Here is a 24,682-nt window from a genome sequence, read left to right as displayed (position 1 = left end):
TCCAAACATCCGATGAAAAGAGGGGCTCAGGCTAAGAGATGTAATTTATGCTGAGGCATAATGGATATATTGTTGATTAAATAGAAAAGGGGATTGAACAATGGCAGTAGCTGAAATAGTGATTGAGCATTTGAAAGAGGAAGACTATGCCCGGTATTTAGAGGTTCTAGTAGAGAGTTATGCACAATATGAAAAAGAATATGAAAACCCAGAGAACTGGGCATCGTACTTAAGTGATATTCGCGCATCTGTTGGTAATCCAAATGCAGAAACCATTTTAGTAGCAAAGCGTGGCAATGAGATTTTAGGGGGACTGCAATTATTTACAGATTCCGAAAAAGCGTATGGTCTGCCGGAGCTTGACATAAAGTCTACCATTGTACGCTTACTGGGCGTCCATCCTAAAGGAAGAGGGCTAGGCATTGCTAAAAAATTATTGCATGAAAGCTTCGACTTTGCACGCAATCGTCAGGATCAAGCATTATATTTGCACTCAGGTGATATTATGCAGGCTGCTATTAATCTTTATTTATCGCTGGGCTTCGTAAGAGATGAGTCTAAAGAGTTTTATAAGGGAGGTAAGCTTGTCAAAAGTTTCCGCTATGATTTATAAATTCCCGTAAAATTTTTTATGCCATAGGAAAGGGTTGATTCACCCCTTTCTATGGCATTTACTTTTAAATCAGCGCTTATGAAATTTTCCCGTAGGCTAAGTATGGGAAAAAACCTTCAAAGAAACGCTCGGTTGCTGGCATAAAGTAAGATCCGAAATGGAAATCAGGATCTAATGTCGTAATAATCCATGTTCCGCCAGTAGAGGTGGTATCAATATATAAAACAGCACCACCATCTTCCGTCGATATTAAAATATCTGCATTCTCAGGAGGCCAGAAAACGCCATGTTGATGCCATGTGCAGTCAGCGAGTGTTAAATAACCGTTAAATAGAGGATGTTTTGGTTGTTGTAATACTAGACCACTTGAAGCATCTTTTTCAAGCCACCACCAAAAATTCGTTGGTCGTTCTTCCCATTGTTGTGCTGGTAGCCAACTCCATGGCTGTGGTCCAAATGCAACTACAATTCCACCTTTATCAGCAAATGATTGTATTTTTTTCACGCTAGCAAGTAACAGCTTGTGATTTAATTGAGAGGGAACAATAAGTACGTCTAAGTCGTCGATGTCCGTTTCTAGGAAATCGGGATGATAAATTAATTTTTTTATATATTGATTGAATTTTGGTTCAAGGAATGTCCGATAATGTGACTCATTACCACTATATATAACACCGATTTTTCTCATTGTACTGTGCACTCCTTTAATGATTGTACTTCTGCTTCAAGCCATGCTAAAAATTGTGGACGAATAAGATCAGTTGATTTGTTTTCATTAGCATAGCCTAGTAAATCCCGTCCTGCATGGACTAAAATGGTACCATTTGTTGTAGAACGATCTACATATGTAACCGCTTTACCATTTGAGAAAGTAAGTAATATTTCGGCATCTTCTGGTGCGTGGTGATAACCACGTGCAAAAAAGCCAGCAACTCCTTTTTTAAATGTCATATCTTCAGTAGTTACACCTTGGAAAATAGATGAATCTGCATTAGGAAAAACCTCATAATCTTTATAACTACGAATAAGCTGTGGCATAAATGGACCGCAGCCTGGTAGCCATTCACGGAATAGATGGCCACAATACACTACGATTTTTTTCTCTTCTAAAAAGGCAGCAATCTTCTCACGTTGACTATACAAAAATTCTTGATCAATAAAGTTTGGTATTAGGATAACATCCACATTCTCCAAATTTGCGTATGCAAAATCATATTGATCAATTATTTTTGATTCATTTCCTGTATCTTTTTGCATACGACCATTCACACCGAAAGCATGTCCAGGGTCTAGTTTTAGTATCGAAATCGAGTCACTCATATTTTATTCCTCCAAAAATAAAGTTAAGGTTTAAATTATATTGAAAAAATATTTTATGCCTTTTGAATATTGTTCGTGGAAAAAATTCCCATCTAATATCTTGGAAACAAAAGGAAGTGCATAAAACTAGTTTGACAATGATAATCATTATCACTATACTGTAATATGTATTTAGATGCAAATGATAATCATTTTCAATAAAACCAAAATAGAAAGAAGGGTTCGTTTTGAAACCAATTGCTTATGTTGGTATTGATATACAGTTTTCGAGACTGACAGATGAGGATCGAAAGCGAGGATTAACATTTTTATATTTATACGATTTACCGTATACCGATTTACGTGCCTATGCGGGCTTAATTATTACTAATTTAGTAGAGGAGCAATTTTTATTAGAGCATAAAAATATTTTGAATCAATATTTGTCTCATGGCGGCGTTATTTTTTCACTTACAGAGACATCATTACCTTGGTTAGCGGGAGTTCCTAACTGGAAGCGTTCTCCGATTCCGTTAAAGGATCGTGAAATAATTATAAAAGAGCCAATATATCCATTATTCGCAGGTATTGATGCTTATGACATTAACTACCGTAAAGGAGTTCGAGGATTTTTTTCTCGTGGTTATTTCGAAAAGATTCCATTGCATGCAGAAGTACTTGTGACGGATCAAAGTGGTGCGACGATCATTTATGTGGATCGTGATTCAACAAATGGCACAATTTTTGCAGGTGCAGGGACGGATATTTATCGAGTATTTATCGATGAAGATAATTCCTCACGATATTTAAGTTTGCAAATGCTTACATGCATCCGAGAAGAGTATGAGCGAAATCAATTGAAGGGAGTGGAGACACAATGATTGGTATCGTAACAAATGGATTACCCTTTCAAAACCGATTTTTTGAAGACCAAGAATTTCATTATTTATATGATGATATTTTACATATTCGTGAATTACATCGATATAATTTAGCAGATTATGACACATTGATTTTATCATGTCGCCTTGATATTCCCCATTTGAAACGTTATCAATCGCAGCTTATCTCATTTATTGAATCGGGTAAGCGGCTCATTATTTTTGGTGAGATATTGGATAATTGGTTTCCAACAATTGATTGGGAGGATTCGGAAGTGAATTTCAGCTGGTGGGTACGCGAAGGCAGCGATTTACCAATGAGCGAGCAAAATACAACACATCCGTTATTTAACTATATAACGCTTCATGATATGAAGTGGCATTATCATGGTTCGTTTTTACCACCAGCTGGTGCGCAATCATTACTAGATATACCAGGTGGTCGTTCACTATTTTATATCGACAACGTAAGTTTTAAAGGTGAATTAGTTGTCACAACACTAGATCCAATGTTCCATATTGGGCTTGGTTTTATCGATCAGTCGAAGCCCTTTTTACACGGAATGGCAAAATGGTTAAGAGAGGAAGAGAATTAATGAAAAAATATGGTTATTTAGCTACACTAGCATTAACTGCAATGCTTGCAGCGTGTGGCAGTCAAGATGGAGGATCATCTTCAAATCAATCTGCTGAATCTTCAAAAGCGGAAGTTCAGTCAACGGTAGAGGAAAAAATTGTGACGGATCAGCTTGGTCGTGAAGTAACAGTACCAGGCAAAATTGATCGTGTCGTGACAGGAGGAATATTACCTTATTTCTCTACATGGTATGTCGCTACAAACTCAACGAAAGAAATTGTTGGTATGCATCCAAATTCGTATAATGCCGCGAAAAATTCAATTTTAGCCAAAATCTCTCCAGATGTTTTAAAAGCAGAAACATCGTTTATTCAAAATGGTGAAGTGAATGTGGAAGAATTAATGAAAGTGAACCCTCAACTTTATGTAGAGATTTCAACAAATGAGGATTCTATTAATAAAATTTCAGAGGCTGGAATCCCTGTTGTTGCCGTAAAAGCAATTGATGCTGCTGCTGCGGAGCCTTTGGCAACATTCAATAGCTGGTTGAAATTAACGAGTCAAATGACAGGAACGACTGACCGTGCTGACCGTTTCTTAGATGAAGGTAAAAAAGTGCAGTCCGAACTTGATGCTAAATTAAAAGATGTTGCTACTCAGGACAAGCCTCGTGCGATGATACTACATATGCATAATGATAAATCCATCACGGTTGGTGGTAAAAACTTTTTCGGTAATCAATGGCTTAACGCAACAGGAGCTGTAGACGTTGCTGAAAATGATGTACAAGGAAAGAAAGAAGTAAATATGGAGCAAATCTATGCTTGGAATCCAGATATCATTTATATCACCAACTTCACTGAAACGCAGCCAGAGGACTTACTTAAAAACAAGGTAGATGGACAGGATTGGAGTCAGGTGAAAGCTGTTCAAGAGGGGAAAGTTTATAAAATTCCATTAGGTATTTATCGTTGGTTCCCACCAAGTGGCGATGCGCCATTAATGCTAAAATGGCTGGCACAAAAAAATCACCCAACGTTATTTAACTATAAAATAGAAGATGAGATTAAAACTTACTATAAGGATTTCTATGAATTTGATGTTTCAGATGAGGAAGTCCACTCTATTTTAAATCCTTCTTCAGATGCAGCGAAATATTAAGGACTGAATGTAAATGAAGAAATGGAAAATGTTACTTTTATGGTTGCTACCGATTTTGGTAGCAATCGTTTCACTCGGTGTTGGACGATTTGAGGTAAGCTTGGAGCATATTATTAAAATCCTAGCTTCTCAAGTATTTCCTATTGAACAAACATGGACAAATATGGAAGAAACTGTAGTGATGAATATTCGGTTACCTCGAATATTACTTGCTCTATTAATTGGCGGTGGTTTATCGATTGCGGGTGCAGGCTTTCAAGGTATGTTTGGAAATCCACTAGTATCTCCTGATATATTAGGTGTTTCTGCGGGTGCAGGGTTTGGAGCATCGCTTGGGATATTGTTATTTGGACAAAACTTTATTGCACAAATGATGGCACTGATTTTTGGATTAGGTGCAATTGGCTTTACGTATTTAATTGCAGGAGCAAAGAAAAACGCACCGATTTTTATGTTTGTCTTAGCAGGTGTTGTTACGTCTGCACTCTTTAATGCATTAATTTCCTTAACAAAATTTTTGGCCGATCCGGAGGAAAAACTTCCAGCCATTACTTACTGGTTAATGGGAAGTCTTGGTACCGCGACCTATAAGGATTTATATATTGGTGGACCACTCATATTAATTGGAATTTTACTATTATATTTACTTCGCTGGCGATTGAATATTTTAACATTGCCGGAGGACGAAGCAGCATCAATGGGAATTCCCGTTACTCGTTTAAAATGGTTCGTCATTTTAGGAGCGACTTTAATTACAGCCGCATCCGTAGCCGTTGCTGGTATTGTTGGTTGGGTTGGTTTAATTATTCCACATGTTGCACGTATGCTAGTCGGGAATAATAATCAATTTGTATTACCTGTATCCGTAGCTATTGGTAGTATTTATTTATTAATAATTGATGATTTAGCTCGATCATTAACAGCAACAGAAATACCTTTATCTATTTTAACAGCAATTATTGGAGCGCCGTTCTTCGCTTATTTATTACGCCGTTCAGGAGGAGGCTGGGCATGAAAATTGAAGTGATAAACGGTAATTATCATTATGAAAAAAGACGAAAAAAATTACCTGATTTATATGCACAAGACATCAATTTCTCATTGGAGCCTGGCGAAATAATGGCGATTCTAGGTCCGAACGGAGCAGGGAAGACGACGATGTTAAAATGTATAACTGGGTTACTTGAATGGAAAAAAGGAGAAACTTTCATAGACGGCAAATCACTTGTAACATTAAATCGTAAAGAACTATGGAAACGTGTTGGATATGTGCCCCAAGCGCATAAAATGGTATTTGGATTTTCTGTAGAAGAGCTTGTCGTTATGGGGAGGGCTCCGTATATTAGTACCCTTGCTCAGCCATCCGCGAAGGATTTGGAAGCGGCTCATCAAGCACTTGAGATGGTTGATATTTTACATCTTGCTAAAAAATCATGCAATGAAATTAGTGGTGGCGAATTGCAGTTAGCTTTAATTGCAAGAACGCTTGTTTCTGAACCAGAAGTTTTGATTTTAGATGAACCTGAGTCGCATTTGGATATTCAAAAACAAATAGTTATTTTACAAACGATTAAGCGTTTATCAAAGGAACGTGGAATTTCGTGCATAATTAATACCCATTACCCAAATCATGCATTTTATCTAGCAGACCGAGTCTTGATGACTGCCAAAGAAAAAGGCGTCATCTACGGTAAAGTACAAGAGGTAATGACAGAAGTAAGGATGAAGGAATTTTTCGGTATTGAGTTGAAAAAAATTATATTTGAAGAAGGAGATTACCTGGTTGAAACGATGATACCAAGCGCATTAGGGACTGAGCGTAACAGTCGATAATCTCCAAAAATAAACACGATCTCACCTTTCATGGCGAGATCGTGTTTTAAGTATCTACCTTATAAGTTGAAAATCTTCCCTGGATTCATAATGTTATGTGGATCAAGTGCTGCCTTTATGCTCTTCATCACTAATAAAGATGTTCCGTGCTCTGTAGACTGATATTTCATTTTCCCAATACCAACACCATGTTCACCGGTACAAGTGCCACCACGAAGTAAAGCAAATTGGACGATATGTTCATTGAAGCGGTTGGCTTTTGCTTGCTCCTCAGCATCTTTTGGGTCTAACATTAACAAGGCGTGGAAGTTACCGTCTCCTACGTGACCTACAATTCCGCCTGCAAGACCAACATCCTCAAGCTGTTCACGAGCATACAAAACGGACTCAGCAAGCACAGATATCGGCACACAAACATCAGTCGACATAAGCTTTTTTCCCGGATAGGCATGGATATATGCATAGGCCAATGAGTGGCGCGCCTCCCATAGTTTATTTCGAGCTGCATTGTCATGTTCAAATTCAACAAAAAGACAGCCAAAGTCCGCAAAAATTTCTCTAGCAAATTCTATATCTGCATGCATACCAGCTTCATTTCCGTGAAATTCTAAAAATAGTGTTGGTTTCTCGTCATAGGATGTTTCATTATAAATATTTGCTTGTTTAATAGAGGCTTCATCGACCAGTTCAACACGGCCAATTGAAATGCCCGCTTGCAGCAATGCGGTTACTGCACTGACAGCATCGCCAACTGTCGCAAAAACTGCACGTCCCGCCGATACAAATTCGGGTATACCATAGACTTGTAAAGTTAATTCTGTAAAGCAACCTAGCGTACCCTCAGAGCCAATGAAAAGGCCATTCAAGTGATAACCAGAAGAAGACTTCGCTGCTAAGCTACCGGTATGAATGACTGAACCATCGGCGAGTACAACCTCTAAATCTCTTACTTGATCACGCATAACACCATAACGCACTGCGGTTGTTCCGCTGGCATTCGTTGCCGCCATTCCACCTAGTGTCGCATCAGCACCCGGGTCAACTGTGAATTGAAGTCCATGTTTTTTTAATTCTTTATTCAATTGGGCACGTGTTACACCCGGTTGTACTTTTACTAGCAGGTCATCTGGTCGAATTTCTAAAATAGCATTCATTTCAGAGAAATCGATAGAAATGCCATTTGCAATGGGAATTGCATTACCTTCTAAACTTGAGCCAACACCAAAAGGTACGACTGGTACACGTTCCGCATGCGCAATTTTTAAGATGGCACTGACATCGGCCGTGGAACGAGGAAAGGCAACGACATCTGGTAAGCTCATTGTATGATGAGATTCATCCTTTCCATGTAGCTGTCGCACCGTTTCGTTTGTTGACACCTGTTCTTCGGATAAAACTTTTTTTAGTTGATTTACTATTAATTCTACAGCAACAGTCATTCCAATCCCTCCTAATTTTCTGATAAATTAAACTTTATCATGCATTTATTGGAAATGGAATGAACTGCTATAAAAAATTAGTGAGCAAAGGCTTTTTCTAATTTTTGGGTAAATGCATCCTGCTCAGCAGGACTAGATTGCTGCCACCATTTTTCGAAAAACACACCAAGCCCTGGAAGTAAATGCTCTTCACCACGGCTAATTGCATCCTCGACAATATCTTTAAATTCAGCCGCTGATTGTCCATGTACGTTTGTCGTAATCGCATCTCTTATTTGAAAATTCATCTATTTCGCCTCCTTAGTAGTAATTTGTCCAACTCTTTAAGAAATATGTATAGAATTACAAATCAATTATGCCTTGGCATAATTGCGTCCGGAATCGGCTTTGTGCTTAGGCCAGCAGATGTTTTTTGTGCGGAAGCGCAGTGCTAACGTAGCGTCAGCAACACGAGGGCCGACACGATGTCGGTCATTTCGGTAATGCCATAGGACGTGGCGTTTTTACCGATGCAGGTCAGTTAGCTGTTATCGCATGGATGAGATGATTTTAGGCTAACATCCTCTGTGAACTCCTTTCCGATTTCCGTGACATCCGCCGGAGGCTTTGGGCCAACACGATGTTGGTCACTCAGTCGTTGCCACAGGACGTGGCGTTCTTAGATTGAGTTCCTCTATTTCAGCGGATGTTTTTGCTGAAAGAAGTTAAAACATATCATTTTTTAATTATCACACTATTGTTGCTTATAAATATTAAAAAGTGTCTATAAAAACTTGCTGATCATATTACTAAAAGGGCTGTTCGACACGCTTGTAGCCTATTAACTAAGATAGAGGCACCTAGGAATAATGGACTGTGCACAGTCGACAGGACAATAGGATGACAACACAGCATAATAATAAGTTATCACCTGAACTACCATTTGATGAAGTATTAGAATTAGTCCAGCCGATGATCACGTCGATTTTGTTAAAGTGCCAAATTTATAAGGATTTTGAGTATTATCGTCATATAGCATCCATAGCCGTGTGGAATGCTTGGCGTAAAGCAGATCAAACAAAAGGACTGTTTTCTGCTTATATTTATACAACCGTTAAAGGAGAAATTTTAAAAGAGCTTTCAAAGGAAAAGAGTTTTGAAACTATGAATACACTTGTGGATCATGAAACGATAAATTATATTCGAGATCGTGATATAGGTGATAGAAATCCAGCTCTTTTAGAATGGTTTATGTCTCATTTGAAATTAGAGGAAGGAAAAATAATACTACTTTTTTATGTAGAAGGTTATAGTTACTTGGAAATTGCTAAAGAACTAGGTGTATCTGTCGAGGCAGTTAAAAAAAGACGTACAAGAATAATGATTAAGCTTCGTGAGTTGTTAAATTCTATAGAAGAATAGTACTATAAAGCATTAAAGGTATGCTAATATCAGTGAAAAATGAATATTGGCATACTTTTTAAATTTGCATACAATTTCCAATAAAAATGCTATGATTTGTAAGAAGTCAAAGAAAAATACAATTTTTAATTTTATATTTCCTTTGGATAGAACATATTACCTATCTAATTTGATATATATTGGTATGGAGGGTTTCTGTTGGAGAATAGGTTGAATCAATTTGAGATAAAACAGAAAGAGATTTGGTATATAGTATTGCCACTATTGCTAGTGTTACCATTGTTAGGTTTAAGTAATCAAGTACTTGGTTCTTTTAACGAAGAAAGTTATATTTGTTTGAACTTGATTATACAAGTACTAATTATTGTATTTACAATGGCAATCGCTATTCAATCGTGGCTCGTTTTTTCGCATTTATTATCGAATCAAACATTATACATAGGTAATTTATTTTTTATCATCGCCTTGTTTGAATTAGTGAACTTGGCATTGGCTCAATATCCAATGGCTGAAACACTATATTTGGAAATATGGTTGGATTTAATAATGAGTTTATGCTTATCAATCGGTTTTCTCTTTATTATATTAAAGCGAAAAAAACGCTTAACGATGAAAGATCGTAATTATACATATAGCAGTTCCTTATTATTTGTACTACTGAGTCTTTTTCTAGTGTATCTCTCTTCAAAATATTTTTTACTCGAAGAACAATTGTTACTGGAAGCAAGCGCTATTGTTCATTTATTGTCTGCTGTCTTACAAGGTGTAACGATAGTGATTTTAAGTAAGTATAAAAAAGAGTTGCCTAAACGAGTTATGTGGCTTATTAGCGCAGCAATGTATTTAATTATTAGTGATATTTTCTTTGCGTTCATCAAAGATTTGAAATCAATTTGGGGCCTTTCAGCATTAATTTATCAATTTTTTGCATTCTTCTTTTTCCTAAAAGCCATTTACTATACAACTGTTGAAAAACCATTTCAGCAACTTCTAAAAATAAAGCGAGATCTTGAGTATTCGCAGCAGGAGCTTCATTTTCAAGCTTTTCACGATGACATTACAAAGCTTCCAAATGAACATTTATTATTGAAAACTTTAAAAGAGGATTTACAAGACAATAGTCGTCAAAAAGCAATCATTGCGATTGAGATTGATCGCCTTGCCGCTATCCGCTCATCTATAGGTATTAATTATTCTAATACCATGATGAAGCTTGTAGCAGAGAGAATTCAAGCTATATTACCACCTCATTATTTTGCAACAAAGCTTCTTGAAGGGCAGTTTATTATTTATATTAATCATGTGAAGACGAGAGAGGAGTTAGTACAATTTTGCTTGAATTTGAAGAGCGCTATGAAAAGACCATTGCAAGTACAACTATTCACACTCACCGGTAATCTTAATATTGGAATTGCCCCGCGTGAAGAAAATTGCTCAGGTGAAGAGCTTTTAATGCATGCTCAGTTAGCAATGAGAGAAGCGAGCCAAATACCTCAAAGAGTTCTCTTTTATAAGCCGGATATGTCAAATGGTCTTGCTGATCGTCTATTGCTTGAACAAGAGCTCCATAAAGCATTAGCTAATGAAGAATTTTACTTAGATTTTCAGCCACAAGTAAATTTAAAAACGGGTAATATTGACTCTGTAGAAGCACTAGTACGTTGGCGTCATCCAACTCGCGGATTTGTTTCACCTGAGTTGTTTATCCCCATTGCAGAAGAATCTGGCCTAATTATTCCTTTAGGGAAATGGATTTTAGAGACGGCGTGCGCTCAAGCAAAAATATGGAGGGAGCAAGGTTTGCCACCGATGAAGGTTGCCGTAAATTTATCTATCGGACAATTATTCCAGCAAGACTTAGTGCATATGGTACAAGAAATTTTACAATGTACAAAATTAGAACCAAAATACTTACAATTAGAAATTACGGAAAGTATGACGATGAACATCGATCAAATTACGCAGCTACTTCATGAATTAAAGGAAATCGGTATCCAAATCGCTGTTGATGACTTTGGGACAGGGTATTCGTCGCTTTCATATTTAAAAGATTTTCCGATTGATTGTTTGAAAATTGACCGGGCTTTCGTACGAAATATTCAACATAATCCAAATGATGAAGCGCTCGTTTCTATGATTTTATCCATGGCAAAGCATTTAAGATTAAAGGTTGTTGCCGAAGGAATTGAAGAAGTGGAGCAGCTTGCTTTCCTCATAGCCGGTGGCTGCGATTATATTCAGGGCTATTTATTTAGTAAACCGATTTCCGCAGAAGAGATTTCCAATAACTTTCACGAATTACATAGTCGAGCAAGAGATGTTTTAAAAGAGTTTAAATATGAAGAGGGTTTCGTAATATAAAGTTAGGCTTATAGAGGCGGGAAATAGAGCGACGGGAAGAAGAGCCTGAGCGATGGAAAGAAGCCAGGGCGACGGAAAGTAGAGTCAAAGCGACGATAGAACGGCCAATCGTGGATAGAACCCTCGAAATCGCGGATAGAACCGCCAAAATCGTGGATAGAACCGCCAAAACTACGGATAGAAATTGGGATGACATGCCAGAATAAACACTCATTTTACCGAATTACAATACTTTTTTAGATAGGATACTTGCCTTAATTCATTGAAATAGTTTTTCTCAACATAAAAACTGCTTACTTCAATTTCATCATTGAAAGTAAGCAGTTTTTTTATTTAATGTGCGAGGTACTCTTCTTTTAATTCTCCTATGTCCACTTCGGATCGTTCCTCTAAAGAACGCCGTAAATGAACAGTTGCTGTTTTACCATCATCGTGAAGCTTGTCAATCCAGATTGATACGCCATTATAGCTTACTTCATATTCTTTTGGTGAGGCGACAATTTCTTGTGCACGTTCAAAATCCAATTGAAGCCCCCCCTTATTTTTTTGTCTTACCTTCTTTAGTAACCGTATTAATCAGGTTCATAAACTCTTGAGAAAATTCTTCACTAACTTTGTTTGGTGCTATTTTTTGGTTTTTTGGTGTTTGAGGTAATGACCCCTTGTTAGCGCTTTGGCCTTGCTTATTGTCTCTTCCCATGTTTAGTTTCTCCTTTCGTTTTGATATTTCTTAATATGGCTTTGATTTGATTTTTTATCATGGGAAAAAATAGGGAAAGGTAAGAATTTATTGTAGAAATGTTTAGAACTTTTTGGGTTAATAATAAAGCCTTAAATGCGCAAACTAAGTCATAATAACACCTTCGTAAAACCGCACATCGGACATTCTAGAAAGCATCTAGTCTAGCGAAGTCACCCCACGTTTTATAATGAAACTTTTTGAATGGAAAAATCATTATTTAATAGCGCCCAGTTTTGAGGGAAAGGAAAACCTAATGCCCAATAACTTATACCTCGAAGATTATATTGCTTCGTCATGTCAAACTTAGCTTGCGCACTTCTAGCATCTTCAAACCATACCTCATGATTTCTACCTTGTTCATCGACATAACGGAAATACGGTGACTGTGCGGTCCTATCATATTGAATGGTTGCGCCATATTTTCTTGCTCTGTTAAGTGCTTCTTGAGAGCTAAATGTTTCTGCCTCTTGACCTTTAACATGCGGTAGAAGCCAATCGCGAGCATAAATTTGAAAGCCTAAAAATATTTTGTCAGCAGGCATAACTGATAATGCATATTCCACAACTTTTCTCATTTCGTTAATAGGTGAAATTGCTTGTGGTGGACCAAGTCGATATCCCCACTCATATGTCATCAAAATAACAAAGTCTGCAATTCTTCCGTGTGCTTCATAATCATGTGCCTCATATAAAGTGCCTGCCTGCGTTGCACTCGTTTTTGGCGCAAGTGCCGTTGATACTAGGAATCCTTTTGGATGAAGAGTATCAACAGCTAATTGGAGGAAAATGTTATAATTTTCCCGATCTGCCGGAAGAACGTTTTCAAAATCGACGTTTAGAACTTTATAGCCCTTTTCCTGCATCACTTGTAAAGTGTTGTCGATGACCTTTTTCCTTAATTCTGCACTAGATAAAATAACATGTGATAAGTTGGAACCGGCTTCTGTGGAAGAGAAATTCGTAAGTGTCAGCATAGGAGTGACGTTTTTGGCAATGGCAGCATCAATCATTTCTTTATCCTTTATAGGCTGTAGTGTTCCATCCTCCTTCACCATATAAGCAAAGGGGCTAAAATAAGTTAGTAGATGACCAACCGCGTTTATCGACTGCACAGCTTCTTTAGGCTCTTCATACGTATAAGCATTTACTTCAATGGAAGGCTTTGCTCTCGGGATAATCAAATGCGTACCAGCGTAAATCATGTTTGGATTTGAAATTTCATTTTCTAAAACAATTGCTTGCACAGTCGTTCCATATTGCGTGGCAATTTGCGATAAAGTCTCCCCTGGTAGCACAATATGTGTAGTGGGTGGAATAATTAGTCTAGTGCCAGGTGTTAAAACATCTGGATTCGTTAAATGGTTTTCTGTGATAATCGATTGCATAGACACCCCATATTGTTGGGAGATTGACCATAAGGTATCACCCCTTTTTACAATATGGGTTGTGTAAGGAGAAGGGATAACGAGTGATTGTCCGATTACTAATTGATTTGGATTAGATAAAGCGTTTAATTGGATAATGGAATTGATAGGTACGGAATAGCTGTTTGCAATTTGCCAAAGCGTTTCACCAGCGCTCACCACATGAATAATCATTAGGACACCTCCTTAGTGGTTTCAATATAGCATCATATGTATGAATAAAGGGAATGAGCATTTATCTTTCATTTTTATGTGATAAAAATTGCAAACTTCATATTCTTTCGAAGTGATATGCATAGGATAAAACATATGCAATGCATCATTTGAGAGAGGAGCTGTATGTTGAAGAAAGTAAAGCTCACAGGAAGAATTGTTACCCCTAAAGATCCGGACTATGAGCAAGCAAGAACAAATAATAATTTAAATGATCCTAAATTTCCGAGTATTATTGTATTTTGTCAAAAGGCGAAAGACGTTATCCATGCATTAAGATGGGCGAGAGAAAATAACGAACCATTTCGAATCAGAAGTGGGAGACATAACTATGAAAATTATTCATTACTAAATGAAGGTCTTGTTATAGATGTTAGTGAAATGAATGAAATAACAATTAACCAGAAAGATATGACAGCGAGAATTGAAGCGGGTGCTAATTTAGGAAAAGTGTATCGAGTATTATGGGAAAATGGTTTTACAATCCCGGCAGGAACTGAAGGTAGTGTAGGGGTTGTTGGTTTGGCGCTTGGTGGAGGGATTGGTATGCTATCTCGTCCATTTGGGCTAACATGCGACAATCTGCTAGAAGTTGAAATGGTTGTTGCAAGTGGTCATGAAGGGGCTGAAGTAATCCAAGCTGACAAGCAGAGAAATAGTGATTTATTTTGGGCGAGTTGTGGCGGAGGCGGTGGGAATTTTGGCATCGTTACAGCACTTACATTTAAACTGCATCCTATTTCAAACGTATCGATTTTCTCCATTACATGGGGATGGGAAGATTTTGAACGAGCCTTTGACGCATGGCAAAAATGGGCACCCTATACAGATGAACGCTTGACTTCACAGATTGAGCTTAAATCAAAGGAAGTTGGAGAAATTGTAGCTCAAGGTGAATTTATAGGTACAGCATCTGAGCTAAAGAAACTACTCCGACCTATAAGAAAAACAGGCTCACCAACGAGCATATGGATAAAGGAAGTACCGTATATTAAAGCTGTAGAATTTTTTGACTTACCGAGCGGCAATAAACCAGCTCTTCGTAAAAGGTCAGGGTCCTTTATTGAAAGGCCATTCCCTCATGCTGCCATTGTACAAATGAAAGAATTTTTATCTAACGCACCCAATAGAAATGCGTCCATTTGGCAGCAATCGCTTAGAGGAGCAGTAAGTCAAATTGCATCAAGTCGAACAGCTTATTATTATAGAAATGCTTTAATTGCTCAGGAGTATATTACTTCGTGGAAAAAGCCTAAAGAGGAAGAAAAAAATATTCAATGGGTAGAGAATTTAAGGCGGGCTCTTTCACCGTTCACTACTGGTGATTATGTGAATTTCCCAGATCGTTTTATAGAAGATTGGCCAACTGCCTATTATGGTCGTAATCTTAGAATGCTTAGGGAAGTAAAGGGAAAATACGATCCGTTTAATGTATTTAATTTTCCTCAAAGTATTCCACCAAATAGAAAATGGCTTTAACTTCTTTCAGCAAAAACATCCGCTGAAATAGAGGAACTCAATCTAAGAACGCCACGTCCTATGGCATTACCGAAATGACCGACATCGTGTCGTCCCTCGTGTTGCTGACGCTACGTTAGCACCGCGCTTTCGCACAAAAAACATCTGCAAGCCTAAGCACAAAGCTGATTCCGGACACAATTATGCCGAGGCATAATTGATATGAAAGTCAAAAAAGAGCAGTATGCAGAGATTAAACAAGCATTGCTGCTCTTTTAAGCCCGATTGATGAGGACGACTACTCAGTGGGAGATGAAGAAAATCCCATTGAATTAATTCACTTTATCACTACTTACTTTTCTGCAAGTATTTTATTTATCGCTGGAATATCAGCAGGTGCAAAATTAAGATTTAGAAGTTCATGTCGAGGAACCCATCTAATGGCAGTATGTTCAAGTAGAACGGGCTCTCCTTGTATAATCGATGCTTTAAATGTTTCTAAGCGTACTATAAATTTTTCGTATTCATAAATGGTATCCTCAACCTTTTTATCAACCCGTATAGAGCAATTAAATTCCTCTAATATTTCACGAGTTAAAGCTTGCTCAGGCGATTCTCCCTCTTCGATTTTACCACCAGGAAATTCCCAATAATTTGCTAGTACCATATTAGGATTTCTTAACGCACAAAAAATTTCATGCTTTTCATTTTCAATAATGGCACCTACTACATGTACATTTTTTTTCATTTATTATCATCCCCGCTGTGCATTCTTAAAATATTGAAAATTATAACATATATCACTGAATTCCCCCATTATCTAGTAGGGAATAATTTTGCTCATTTCCATAGCGTGGGGTTGATTTCCGTTCCGGCTGTGCGTTTTGTAGCTGCCGCTTTGCTTTCGCTACAGAAAACATTTGTTGTTGCTGCCGCTTCGCTTTCGCACAGAGCAGAGCTTCCTAGGAGCATCCGATGAGCCGCCCATCCTCTACTACAATCAACTTATTCACATGGTATACGTTTTAACAAAATGTCATTCCAAAATTCAGATGATGGCAATTTTATTAGCATGTATAGCTCATCGTCATAGCGTGGGGTTGATTTCCGTACCGTATAGGGGGCTTTTTTCCGATAATTGGTAAACAGAGAAATAACAATAAACTGTTTTTTGCATGACTATGTAATTGTCGTTTTCTACTGTATAATAATGAACATTATATAGGAAAAAGGCGGTACGAGGAACGATGAAAAAAATTGAATCTACGCAAAATGCGTTAGTGAAATATTGGAAGAAACTAGCAACTACGCGAAAAGAGCGTGAAAGATCTGGAGAATTCATAGTAGAGGGATTCCATTTAGTGGAGGAAGCATTAAAAAATAAGGAGCAGGTGCTGCAGCTAATTGTACGTGAAGGTGTAGATTTACCAATGCTTTGGCCGATTGATAATGTAGCGACAATAGAAGTAACTGCGGCTGTTGTCAAAGAGTTTGCTGAAACGGAGACATCTCAAGGTGTATTTGCAGTTTGTAAGCAGCCTTTGTTAAAAGATGATGTAATGGCTTCATGGCGCAAGGTACTACTAATTGATGCCGTCCAAGATCCAGGAAATATTGGGACGATGATTCGTACTGCTGATGCCGCTGGTTTGGATGCAGTAATTCTCGGCAAGGGCTGTGCTGATCTATATAACCCTAAAACGCTTCGTTCTGCACAAGGATCACATTTCCATATTCCTGTCCTTCGTGGTGATTTAGAGGAATGGATTGAGCAGCTACAAGATAATGATGTGCCGGTATTTGGTACTGCTTTAGATGAGGATGCAGTTGTCTATAGTGATATTGAACATACTGGTGCGTTCGCTATCATGATGGGGAATGAAGGTAGTGGCATTCAACCACAACTACTTTCAATGACAGATCAAAATATGATTATTCCAATTTTGGGACAAGCAGAGTCTTTAAATGTAGCAGTAGCAACAGGAATCGTTTTATATGGATTTGTGAAGTAGGTAATAAAAGCAATCACAACTGTAATTGCAAGAATAGGGTGAAATCGTTAAAATTGATGGTCATTACCATAAAGTGTGGTTGATTTCCGTTCCGACGGGGCGCTTTGTTGCTGCCGCTTCGCTTTCGCACAGAAAACATCCGCTACGCTGCAGGGTCTTGGGCCAACAGATGTCTTTTGCGCGAAAGCATGGGTGCAACGTAGCGACAGCAACAGGATGTTGGTCACGAAGGCGTTATCACAGGACGTGATGTTTTTAGCCTTCGTTCCTCTATATCGCTGATCCCCAATGAGTCGCCCAGTCTCCACTCCAATCAACTAATATATGGAATGTGTTTTCACAAATGTCATCTGCAACTTTTAGTGATGAGCCTAAAAATTGCCGTTAGAACCATTATTATTGATGCAATAGGCACATGGCTCTTGATTTGAATTGGTATAGTATTGTATAATCACATGTAAAATGTATATATGAATACTAAATGCTTTGACCGGGAAGTAGTAAAGATTGTGAATGGACAACAGGGAGCGTAGGCCGGAGATTGAGAGCCAGCGCCGTACCAATGCAGTTTTGAATTCATCTCGCGAGCAGCTACCGGGACCAGCGAAATGCTGTAAAGGTTTGCCGGCTTTAATCTAGTCGTTATGTCAATGAAGTGATTGTGAGGAGTTTGCCTTGCAATAACTAGGGTGGTACCGCGAATATGTCCTCGTCCCTTTTTTTAGGGGCGAGTTTTTTTGTGCCATCGAAGTATCGGCATTAATCTTCATTCAGCAAATCTTTTTGAGCGAAAGTGAAACGTCAGCTACAGAAGGCTCCCACCTTTGAAGGTGGTGAGATAAATGCGGATGTGGTTCCTTTTCAGTTGGTGTCCAAAAAACTATTGAATGAAGATAAAGCCTCCGGCGGGTGTCACGGATTTTCAAAGGAATGCATTTAAGGATGTTAGCCTAAAAATCTTCGCATCCTGCGAAAACGGCTAGCTGACCTGCATCGGTTAAAACGCCACGTCCTGTGGCATTACCGAAATGATCGACATCGTGTCGGCCCTCGTGCAGGCCTGGGCACAATTCAAAATCCGGACGCATTGTTTATCTGTAGCGACAGCTACAAATGTTTTCTGTGCGAAAGCGAAGCGACAGCTACAATTACGCCAAGGCGAAATTGATTTAATCAAGGAGGGTTTATTACATGGAAGAGCAATTAAAACAATTAGAGCAAGAAGCACTTGCTAAAATTGAAGCGGCAGCAAATTTAAAGGAATTAAATGATGTGCGAGTAGCGTATCTAGGAAAAAAAGGACCTATCACTGATTTATTAAAGGGGATGGGGAAATTATCAGCTGAGGAACGTCCTAAAATGGGTGCCTTAGTTAATACAGTTCGTGAAAATGTAACTGCTGTATTAGAGGAAAAGGTTACTTTACTAGAGGAAGCGGCAATTGCTGAAAAATTAGCAAGTGAGTCGATTGATGTCACTTTACCTGGTCGTGAAATTAAAGTTGGGAATCGTCATCCTTTAACACGCGTTATTGAAGAAATTGAAGGTTTATTTATCGGTATGGGCTATGAAATTGCAGAAGGTCCGGAAGTGGAGAAGGATTATTATAACTTCGAGGCGCTGAATTTACCGAAGGGACACCCTGCTCGTGATATGCAAGATTCGTTTTATATTTCCGAGGAAATATTATTACGTACGCATACATCTCCTGTGCAAGCTCGCACAATGGAAGAGAAAAAAGGTGAATCGATTCGCATTATTTGCCCAGGGAAAGTATTCCGTCGTGACAACGATGATGCTACACACTCTCACCAATTCATGCAAATTGAAGGATTAGTGATTGGTGAAAACATTCGCATGAGTGACCTTAAAGGTACTCTTGATACATTAGCGAAAAAAATGTTCGGTGCAGACCGCGAAATTCGACTTCGCCCAAGCTTCTTCCCGTTCACAGAGCCATCTGTTGAAATGGATATTTCTTGCTTCAAATGTGGTGGTTCTGGCTGTAACGTATGTAAAGGTACAGGCTGGATTGAAATTTTAGGAGCTGGTATGGTGCATCCAAATGTACTTGAAATGGCTGGCTATGATCCGAAGAAAGTATCAGGCTTTGCATTCGGTATTGGTGCTGAACGTATCGCAATGTTGAAATATGGTGTCGACGATATTCGTCATTTCTATACAAGTGACACACGTTTCTTATCACAATTTGAGCGAACAGAGGCGTAAGGAGGATAAATAATGTTAGTATCATTAGAATGGTTAAAAGATTATGTAAGTGCACAGGATTTAACGCCTGAACAGTTAGCTGAAAAAATTACGCGCTCTGGAATTGAAGTAGATGCAGTAATTGACCGTGCTAACGGAATGGATAAAATTGTTGTCGGCTATGTCGTATCAAAAGAGAAACATCCAGAAGCTGATAAATTAAATATTTGCCAAGTGGATGTTGGTGAAGCTGAGCCACAACAAATTATTTGTGGTGCTCCAAACGTTGATGCTGGTCAAAAAGTAATTGTCGCTCGTCCAGGCGCACATTTACCAGGCGGCATTAAAATAAAAAAAGCAAAACTTCGTGGACATGAATCAAACGGTATGATTTGTTCATTACAAGAGGTAGGAATTGAAGGTAAACTTGTACCTAAAGCATATTCTGAAGGGATTTATGTGCTGCCTGCCGATGCTGAGGTTGGTTCAGATGCCCTTGCTATTTTAGGTCTACGTGACACAGTATTAGAGCTTGGCCTAACACCAAACCGCTCAGATGCATTGTCAATGCTAGGTGTAGCGTACGAGGTTGGCGCAATTCTATCTGAAGAAGTGAAGTATCCAGAAATCGTCTACAACACATCTTCTGAAAAAGCTGAAGACATGTTAAAGCTTCGAGTGGAAGATTTACAAGCAAACCCAATGTATGTAGCAAAAGTTGTGAAAAACGTAAAAATCGCAGAGTCACCTATGTGGCTACAAAATCGCTTAATGGCAGCAGGTGTACGCCCGCATAATAACGTTGTCGATGTAACGAACTACATTTTAATGGAATACGGTCAACCGCTTCATGCCTTTGACTACGATAGCCTAGCAACAGGTGAAATCGTAGTGCGTAAAGCAATAGAGGGCGAAAAAATTACTACTTTAGATGAGCAAGAACGCACATTAAAAGCTACAGATTTAGTCATTACAAATGGCAAAGAGCCAGTAGCTATCGCAGGTGTAATGGGCGGTGCAAACTCTGAAGTAAATGATTCTACAACAACTGTTGTAATCGAATCTGCTTACTTCGACGGCTTATCTGTACGTCAAACATCGCGTCATCTTGGACTTCGTTCAGATGCTTCTGCTCGCTTTGAAAAGGGTGTAGACCCTAACCGTGTGTTACCTGCTGCAGAGCGTGCTGCAGCGCTACTAGCTGAATTAGCTGGTGGTGAAGTGTTAGAAGGAACGTGCATCGTTGATGAACTAGATAAATCACCAGCACGTGTTGTCGTTTCGCCAGATTTCATTAATGAACGTTTAGGTATGAAAATTTCATTAGAAGATATGCTATCTATTTTAGAGCGTCTTAAATTTGGTGTAGAAGCAGCAAATGGTTTACTAATCGTTGATGCACCAACACGTCGTCAAGATATTAAAATTGAAGAAGATATAGTAGAGGAAATTGCTCGTCTATACGGCTATGATGAAATTCCGCTGACTTTACCAGAGGGAGCAAACCAAGTAGGCCGTCTAACACCATATCAAGCGAATCGTCGTATAGTTCGTAATTATATGGAAGGCGCAGGTCTTTACCAAGCTGTAACTTACTCATTAACTTCAGAGGCATTGTCACAACGCTTTGCATTGAAAGCTGAGCCAGTAACACGTTTACTAATGCCAATGAGCGAGGACCGTTCAACTCTACGTCAAAGTCTTATCCCGCATTTAATTGAAGCGGCTGCTTATAATGTTGCTCGTAAGGCTGACAATGTGGCATTGTATGAAATTGGTTCAGTATTCCTTGGTCAAACAGAAGAAGGGCTACCATATGAGGAAGAGCATGTGGCGGCAGTAGTAACAGGAAAATGGCTTGACCATGCTTGGCAGGGTGAGAAAAAAGCAGTAGATTTCTTCGTCTTAAAAGGCATTGTAGAAGGTGTTATCGGTAAGCTTGGTTTAGAGGACCGTATTTCATTTGTGAAAGCTGAGGTAGATGGGTTACACCCAGGACGTACTGCAAGCATTCTTTTTGATGGTGAACAAGTCGGTATTATCGGTGGATTACATCCAGCAGAACAAAAAGCATGGGGTGTAAAAGACACATATGTAATGGAGATGAATCTCGTAACATTATTAAATGCTAATGCAAAAGAAGCGCCTCTTGCCTATACACCAGTGCCTCGTTTCCCAGCAATGTCTCGTGATATTGCGCTTATCATGAACCGTGCAACAACTGCTGGTGAGGTTATTACTGCGATTCGTTCTGCAGGCGTGAAATTATTGAAAGACGTTCGTGTATTCGACGTATATGAAGGTGAAAAAATGGAAGCTGGTAAAAAATCAGTCGCATTCTCCCTAACATACTTCGATCCAGAACGTACATTAACAGATGAAGAGGTTGTTGCAGCACATAATAAAGTGTTAAAAGCTATTGCAACAATTGAAGGCACAGAAGTACGCTAAATTAATTATTTTTTTGTGAGCTGTCTCGTAATGAGGCAGCTTTTTGTTTTGTTTAACTTCTTTCAGCTAGTGTCCAAACACCCGCTGAAATTTTTGTACTCAGACTAAGAACGCCACGTCCTGTGGCAAAGACTGAGTGATCAACATCGTGTTGGCCCAAAGCCCCAGCGGATGTCACGGAATCGGAGAGGAGTTCAGAGGATTTTAGGCTAAATGACCTGCATGGTGTTGTTGTTGCCGTTTCGCTTTCGCACAGTCCAAAACCAGTTGCTGCTGCTTCGCTATCACTGCGCTTTCGCACAAAAAACATCTGCAGGCCTAAGCACAAAGCCGATTCCGTACGCAATTATGCTGAGGCATAATTGATAATCATACAACTGCTACAAGTAGATTTTTGCAGGAAGTGTTAGAAAAATAAAGCACGAGAGAAAAGGTTATCAATATTTAGAAATAACAAAAAATAAATTTTTGATCCATATTATATGTATAGTAAGTTTTGGATAGAAAATTTTACTATAGGGTGGGTTATTATGAAAAATCATCGAAAAAGAAGAGGCCTTTCTGTGCGAGCCCGATTAATATGGGCGTTTGCTTTGACACTTTTAATTCCCAGCATTGCTATTGGTTCGTTTTCGTATTTGAAGTCTTCTGATCAATATCATAAGGAATTAAGTGAAAGTTCACGCGAAAATGTAGATTTATTAAATACACTCATCTCAAATGAGATATCACCTATTCAAAGTGATGTGGAATATTTAGCTGCTTCTTTTAATAAGAATGTGCAAGATGCAGATGCTTTGAAGGAAATGGAAAAATATAATGCTTTACATAGCAACGTCTCTGTTGTCAATTTGGCAATTGAGGGGCATAAATTTATGCGTGAACCACAAGCTGAATCTTCAACGGATTATGATCCATTTACACGACCATGGTACTTAACAGCTATTGAATCACCTGGCAAAAACGTTATGATTGATCCATATAAATCAACGATTACAGGTGAATTAATATTAGCAGTATCAGCTGGTTTACAGGATCGTTCAGGGGTTATTTCTATTGGTCTAAATTTAGACGGAATTTCCGAGCTAGTGAAATCAGTGGAAATTGGTGATAATGGCTATGCTACATTAGTAAATGCCAATAATCTTATTATTGCTGATCCACAGTTAGAGGTAGGATCGGAACTCAAAAAGTCATATATAGAAAAGATGCAAGGAAAAGAAGATGGTAGTTTTACCATTAAGGAAGATGGAAAAGAGTATCAAGTATTTTTCACTACCAATAAACTTACAGGTTGGAAAATCGTTGGTACTATGGATTTAGCAGATGTAGCAACTGTCACAAAACCAATTTTAACAAACACTATGACAGTCATTGTTATTGCTCTTATCATGTTTGGAATCATTGGTACCTTCGTTATAAGATCAATCATTCAGCCATTACAAAAGTTGTCAACAGTAGCTGAGCAGGTAGGAGACGGTGATTTACGCAATTTAATTGAAATTAAAAGAGAAGATGAGATAGGTAAATTGGCGGATATATTCAATAAAATGATCTTATCTTTGCGTGGTGTAGTTGGTAACATTGGTGAGGAATCAAATCAGTTAGCTGCATCATCGGAGGAACTTACAGCAAGTACATCAGAAAATAAACGAGCGACATCACAAATTGTTGATTCCATTCAAACATTTGCTGAAACGGTTGATGTGCAAGCAGAAACAATTAATGATAGCACTAACGCTGTACTTGAAATGTCTTCATCGATTCAACAAATTGCAGTAAAGGCTGATACTGTTAATGAGATGTCGAATAAAGCAATGGAAGCTGTTAAGATAGGAGACAAAACTATTCAAACAGCAATTGGCCAAATGGAAATGATTCAAAGTACTGTTCAGGAACTGGAAAGTACGGTACAAACATTAAGCGATCGTTCAAATGAAATCGGACGTATTGTAGAGGCAATTACGCAAATTGCTGATCAAACAAATCTTTTAGCTTTAAATGCTGCAATTGAAGCTGCTCGTGCTGGTGAGCATGGAAAAGGTTTTGCAGTTGTTGCTGATGAGGTACGAAAGCTTGCAGAGCAATCCGCACAATCAACAATGCAAATAAAAGATATCATTGGTTATATTCAAACCGATACAAGACTAGCAGTTGAATCAATGACTGCTGGCTCAGCTGAAGTCGTAAAGGGAATTGAAGTAACAAATATGGCAGGAAAGTCATTCAAAGAAATTAATAATAATGTACAAAGCGTAACCTATGAAATAGGAGAAATTTCAGAGACAGCAAAAGTTATTTCTGAACACTCCAATCAAGTGGCAATCGGAATTGAAAGTGTGCTTCAGCAAACAAATGAAAATACAGCAAATACACAAAATATATCTGCCGCAACAGAGGAACAGCTTGCTTCTATGGAAGAAATCGCTGCATCGGCCGAAGCCCTTGCTAAAATGTCTGAAAATCTACAACAAACAATTAAACAGTTTAAATATTAAGGCTAAACAAAAATCCAGAAATAATTTTTTTTGTGAGCTGTCTCGTAATGAGGCAGCTTATTTAGTTGGAAGACCGTCAGGCGAACGTATTAATATTTTATGAGTAAGTAG

General features: G+C 38.4%; 21 protein-coding genes. 13 read left to right on the top strand and 8 right to left on the bottom strand.

Annotation, left to right across the window (positions count from 1 at the left end):
- Window positions 1-100: 100 nt before the first annotated feature.
- Complete coding sequence (locus ACQKN4_RS07365) at window positions 101-613, top strand: GNAT family N-acetyltransferase (RefSeq protein WP_079563197.1); 513 nt, start codon at window positions 101-103, stop codon at window positions 611-613.
- A 76-nt stretch (window positions 614-689) separates the two neighbouring features.
- Here ACQKN4_RS07365 and ACQKN4_RS07360 read toward each other — a convergent pair whose 3' ends face one another.
- On the bottom strand, window positions 690-1,301 hold the full coding sequence (locus ACQKN4_RS07360; protein ID WP_079563196.1) for a hypothetical protein: 612 nt from the start codon (window positions 1,299-1,301) through the stop codon (window positions 690-692).
- Entirely contained in the window at window positions 1,298-1,933 is a 636-nt protein-coding gene (locus ACQKN4_RS07355) for a hypothetical protein (protein ID WP_427483081.1), read from the bottom strand. The genes ACQKN4_RS07360 and ACQKN4_RS07355 overlap by 4 nt, the downstream gene beginning before the upstream one ends.
- A gap of 227 nt (window positions 1,934-2,160) precedes the next feature.
- Here ACQKN4_RS07355 and ACQKN4_RS07350 point away from each other — a divergent pair, with 227 nt between their 5' ends.
- Genes ACQKN4_RS07350 through ACQKN4_RS07330 form a run of 5 tightly spaced genes read left to right on the top strand, consistent with a single transcriptional unit; the run spans window position 2,161 to window position 6,364 of the window.
- Window positions 2,161-2,793, top strand: coding sequence for a hypothetical protein (locus ACQKN4_RS07350; RefSeq protein WP_079563194.1), 633 nt, complete (start codon window positions 2,161-2,163; stop codon window positions 2,791-2,793).
- Window positions 2,790-3,389, top strand: coding sequence for a hypothetical protein (locus tag ACQKN4_RS07345; RefSeq protein ID WP_427483079.1), 600 nt, complete (start codon window positions 2,790-2,792; stop codon window positions 3,387-3,389). The genes ACQKN4_RS07350 and ACQKN4_RS07345 overlap by 4 nt, the downstream gene beginning before the upstream one ends.
- Window positions 3,389-4,531, top strand: a complete 1,143-nt coding sequence (locus ACQKN4_RS07340) for an ABC transporter substrate-binding protein (RefSeq protein ID WP_079563192.1) — start codon at window positions 3,389-3,391, stop codon at window positions 4,529-4,531. Before ACQKN4_RS07345 ends, ACQKN4_RS07340 begins: the two co-directional genes overlap by 1 nt.
- Before the next feature lie 13 nt (window positions 4,532-4,544).
- Window positions 4,545-5,546, top strand: a complete 1,002-nt coding sequence (locus tag ACQKN4_RS07335; protein WP_079563191.1) for a FecCD family ABC transporter permease — start codon at window positions 4,545-4,547, stop codon at window positions 5,544-5,546.
- Window positions 5,543-6,364, top strand: a complete 822-nt coding sequence (locus ACQKN4_RS07330) for an ABC transporter ATP-binding protein (protein ID WP_427483076.1) — start codon at window positions 5,543-5,545, stop codon at window positions 6,362-6,364. The genes ACQKN4_RS07335 and ACQKN4_RS07330 overlap by 4 nt, the downstream gene beginning before the upstream one ends.
- A 59-nt stretch (window positions 6,365-6,423) precedes the next feature.
- Here ACQKN4_RS07330 and ACQKN4_RS07325 read toward each other — a convergent pair whose 3' ends face one another.
- Window positions 6,424-7,803 carry an FAD-binding oxidoreductase gene (locus tag ACQKN4_RS07325; protein ID WP_427483075.1) on the bottom strand — a complete coding sequence of 460 codons (1,380 nt, stop codon included), beginning with the start codon at window positions 7,801-7,803 and terminating at the stop codon, window positions 6,424-6,426.
- A 77-nt stretch (window positions 7,804-7,880) separates the two neighbouring features.
- A complete protein-coding gene (sspI, locus tag ACQKN4_RS07320; RefSeq protein WP_079563188.1) occupies window positions 7,881-8,090 on the bottom strand; it encodes a small acid-soluble spore protein SspI in 210 nt (69 codons plus the stop codon).
- Window positions 8,091-8,682: 592 nt separating this feature from the next.
- Here sspI and ACQKN4_RS07315 point away from each other — a divergent pair.
- Window positions 8,683-9,204, top strand: coding sequence for a sigma-70 family RNA polymerase sigma factor (locus ACQKN4_RS07315; RefSeq protein WP_427483074.1), 522 nt, complete (start codon window positions 8,683-8,685; stop codon window positions 9,202-9,204).
- Between the two features lie 198 nt (window positions 9,205-9,402).
- Window positions 9,403-11,565: a bifunctional diguanylate cyclase/phosphodiesterase gene (locus ACQKN4_RS07310; protein WP_427483072.1), complete on the top strand. Its 2,163-nt coding sequence runs from the start codon at window positions 9,403-9,405 to the stop codon at window positions 11,563-11,565.
- 333 nt (window positions 11,566-11,898) lie between these two features.
- On the opposite strand, the gene ACQKN4_RS07305 is transcribed toward ACQKN4_RS07310, so the two are convergent.
- From ACQKN4_RS07305 to ACQKN4_RS07295, 3 genes are all read right to left on the bottom strand, one after another.
- Window positions 11,899-12,090, bottom strand: coding sequence for an H-type small acid-soluble spore protein (locus ACQKN4_RS07305; protein ID WP_079563186.1), 192 nt, complete (start codon window positions 12,088-12,090; stop codon window positions 11,899-11,901).
- A 13-nt stretch (window positions 12,091-12,103) separates the two neighbouring features.
- A complete protein-coding gene (locus ACQKN4_RS07300) occupies window positions 12,104-12,265 on the bottom strand; it encodes a YfhD family protein (RefSeq protein ID WP_197144730.1) in 162 nt (53 codons plus the stop codon).
- A gap of 224 nt (window positions 12,266-12,489) precedes the next feature.
- Window positions 12,490-13,905 (bottom strand): LysM peptidoglycan-binding domain-containing protein, encoded by a 1,416-nt coding sequence (locus tag ACQKN4_RS07295; RefSeq protein ID WP_427483069.1) that lies wholly within the window; start codon window positions 13,903-13,905, stop codon window positions 12,490-12,492.
- Window positions 13,906-14,073: 168 nt separating this feature from the next.
- Here ACQKN4_RS07295 and ACQKN4_RS07290 point away from each other — a divergent pair, with 168 nt between their 5' ends.
- Window positions 14,074-15,423: an FAD-binding oxidoreductase gene (locus tag ACQKN4_RS07290; RefSeq protein WP_427483258.1), complete on the top strand. Its 1,350-nt coding sequence runs from the start codon at window positions 14,074-14,076 to the stop codon at window positions 15,421-15,423.
- 331 nt (window positions 15,424-15,754) lie between these two features.
- Here the strand turns inward: ACQKN4_RS07290 and ACQKN4_RS07285 are convergent, their stop codons facing one another.
- The gene (locus tag ACQKN4_RS07285; RefSeq protein ID WP_079563184.1) at window positions 15,755-16,150 is read right to left on the bottom strand and encodes a (deoxy)nucleoside triphosphate pyrophosphohydrolase; all 396 of its coding nucleotides are present in this window, start codon (window positions 16,148-16,150) and stop codon (window positions 15,755-15,757) included.
- 499 nt (window positions 16,151-16,649) lie between these two features.
- Between ACQKN4_RS07285 and ACQKN4_RS07280 the strand changes: the two genes are divergently transcribed.
- From ACQKN4_RS07280 to ACQKN4_RS07265, 4 genes are all read left to right on the top strand, one after another.
- Window positions 16,650-17,414: a TrmH family RNA methyltransferase gene (locus ACQKN4_RS07280; RefSeq protein ID WP_079563183.1), complete on the top strand. Its 765-nt coding sequence runs from the start codon at window positions 16,650-16,652 to the stop codon at window positions 17,412-17,414.
- A 1,191-nt stretch (window positions 17,415-18,605) separates the two neighbouring features.
- Window positions 18,606-19,643: a phenylalanine--tRNA ligase subunit alpha gene (pheS, locus tag ACQKN4_RS07275; protein WP_427483067.1), complete on the top strand. Its 1,038-nt coding sequence runs from the start codon at window positions 18,606-18,608 to the stop codon at window positions 19,641-19,643.
- Between the two features lie 12 nt (window positions 19,644-19,655).
- On the top strand, window positions 19,656-22,073 hold the full coding sequence (gene pheT, locus ACQKN4_RS07270; protein ID WP_427483065.1) for a phenylalanine--tRNA ligase subunit beta: 2,418 nt from the start codon (window positions 19,656-19,658) through the stop codon (window positions 22,071-22,073).
- Window positions 22,074-22,603: 530 nt separating this feature from the next.
- A complete protein-coding gene (locus ACQKN4_RS07265) occupies window positions 22,604-24,571 on the top strand; it encodes a methyl-accepting chemotaxis protein (protein WP_427483063.1) in 1,968 nt (655 codons plus the stop codon).
- The last annotated feature ends 111 nt before the right edge of the window (window positions 24,572-24,682 follow it).

It is taken from the genome of Lysinibacillus sp. NPDC093692 (assembly GCF_050280125.1).
Classification (GTDB): domain Bacteria; phylum Bacillota; class Bacilli; order Bacillales_A; family Planococcaceae; genus Lysinibacillus.
Note: the sequence above shows the minus strand (reverse complement) of the source record. Positions and strands in the feature narration are given on the sequence as shown.

Bases quoted from the DNA above. Each gene is read 5' to 3' on its own strand.
- pheS (WP_427483067.1), top strand. From the start codon at position 18,606: ATGGAAGAGCAATTAAAACAATTAGAGCAAGAAGCACTTGCTAAAATT.
- ACQKN4_RS07335 (WP_079563191.1), top strand. From the start codon at position 4,545: ATGAAGAAATGGAAAATGTTACTTTTATGGTTGCTACCGATTTTGGTA.
- pheT (WP_427483065.1), top strand. From the start codon at position 19,656: ATGTTAGTATCATTAGAATGGTTAAAAGATTATGTAAGTGCACAGGAT.
- ACQKN4_RS07330 (WP_427483076.1), top strand. From the start codon at position 5,543: ATGAAAATTGAAGTGATAAACGGTAATTATCATTATGAAAAAAGACGA.
- ACQKN4_RS07340 (WP_079563192.1), top strand. From the start codon at position 3,389: ATGAAAAAATATGGTTATTTAGCTACACTAGCATTAACTGCAATGCTT.
- ACQKN4_RS07280 (WP_079563183.1), top strand. From the start codon at position 16,650: ATGAAAAAAATTGAATCTACGCAAAATGCGTTAGTGAAATATTGGAAG.
- ACQKN4_RS07265 (WP_427483063.1), top strand. From the start codon at position 22,604: ATGAAAAATCATCGAAAAAGAAGAGGCCTTTCTGTGCGAGCCCGATTA.
- ACQKN4_RS07360 (WP_079563196.1), bottom strand. From the start codon at position 1,301: ATGAGAAAAATCGGTGTTATATATAGTGGTAATGAGTCACATTATCGG.
- ACQKN4_RS07315 (WP_427483074.1), top strand. From the start codon at position 8,683: ATGACAACACAGCATAATAATAAGTTATCACCTGAACTACCATTTGAT.
- ACQKN4_RS07345 (WP_427483079.1), top strand. From the start codon at position 2,790: ATGATTGGTATCGTAACAAATGGATTACCCTTTCAAAACCGATTTTTT.
- ACQKN4_RS07365 (WP_079563197.1), top strand. From the start codon at position 101: ATGGCAGTAGCTGAAATAGTGATTGAGCATTTGAAAGAGGAAGACTAT.
- ACQKN4_RS07355 (WP_427483081.1), bottom strand. From the start codon at position 1,933: ATGAGTGACTCGATTTCGATACTAAAACTAGACCCTGGACATGCTTTC.
- ACQKN4_RS07325 (WP_427483075.1), bottom strand. From the start codon at position 7,803: ATGACTGTTGCTGTAGAATTAATAGTAAATCAACTAAAAAAAGTTTTA.
- ACQKN4_RS07295 (WP_427483069.1), bottom strand. From the start codon at position 13,905: ATGATTATTCATGTGGTGAGCGCTGGTGAAACGCTTTGGCAAATTGCA.
- ACQKN4_RS07300 (WP_197144730.1), bottom strand. From the start codon at position 12,265: ATGGGAAGAGACAATAAGCAAGGCCAAAGCGCTAACAAGGGGTCATTA.
- sspI (WP_079563188.1), bottom strand. From the start codon at position 8,090: ATGAATTTTCAAATAAGAGATGCGATTACGACAAACGTACATGGACAA.
- ACQKN4_RS07285 (WP_079563184.1), bottom strand. From the start codon at position 16,150: ATGAAAAAAAATGTACATGTAGTAGGTGCCATTATTGAAAATGAAAAG.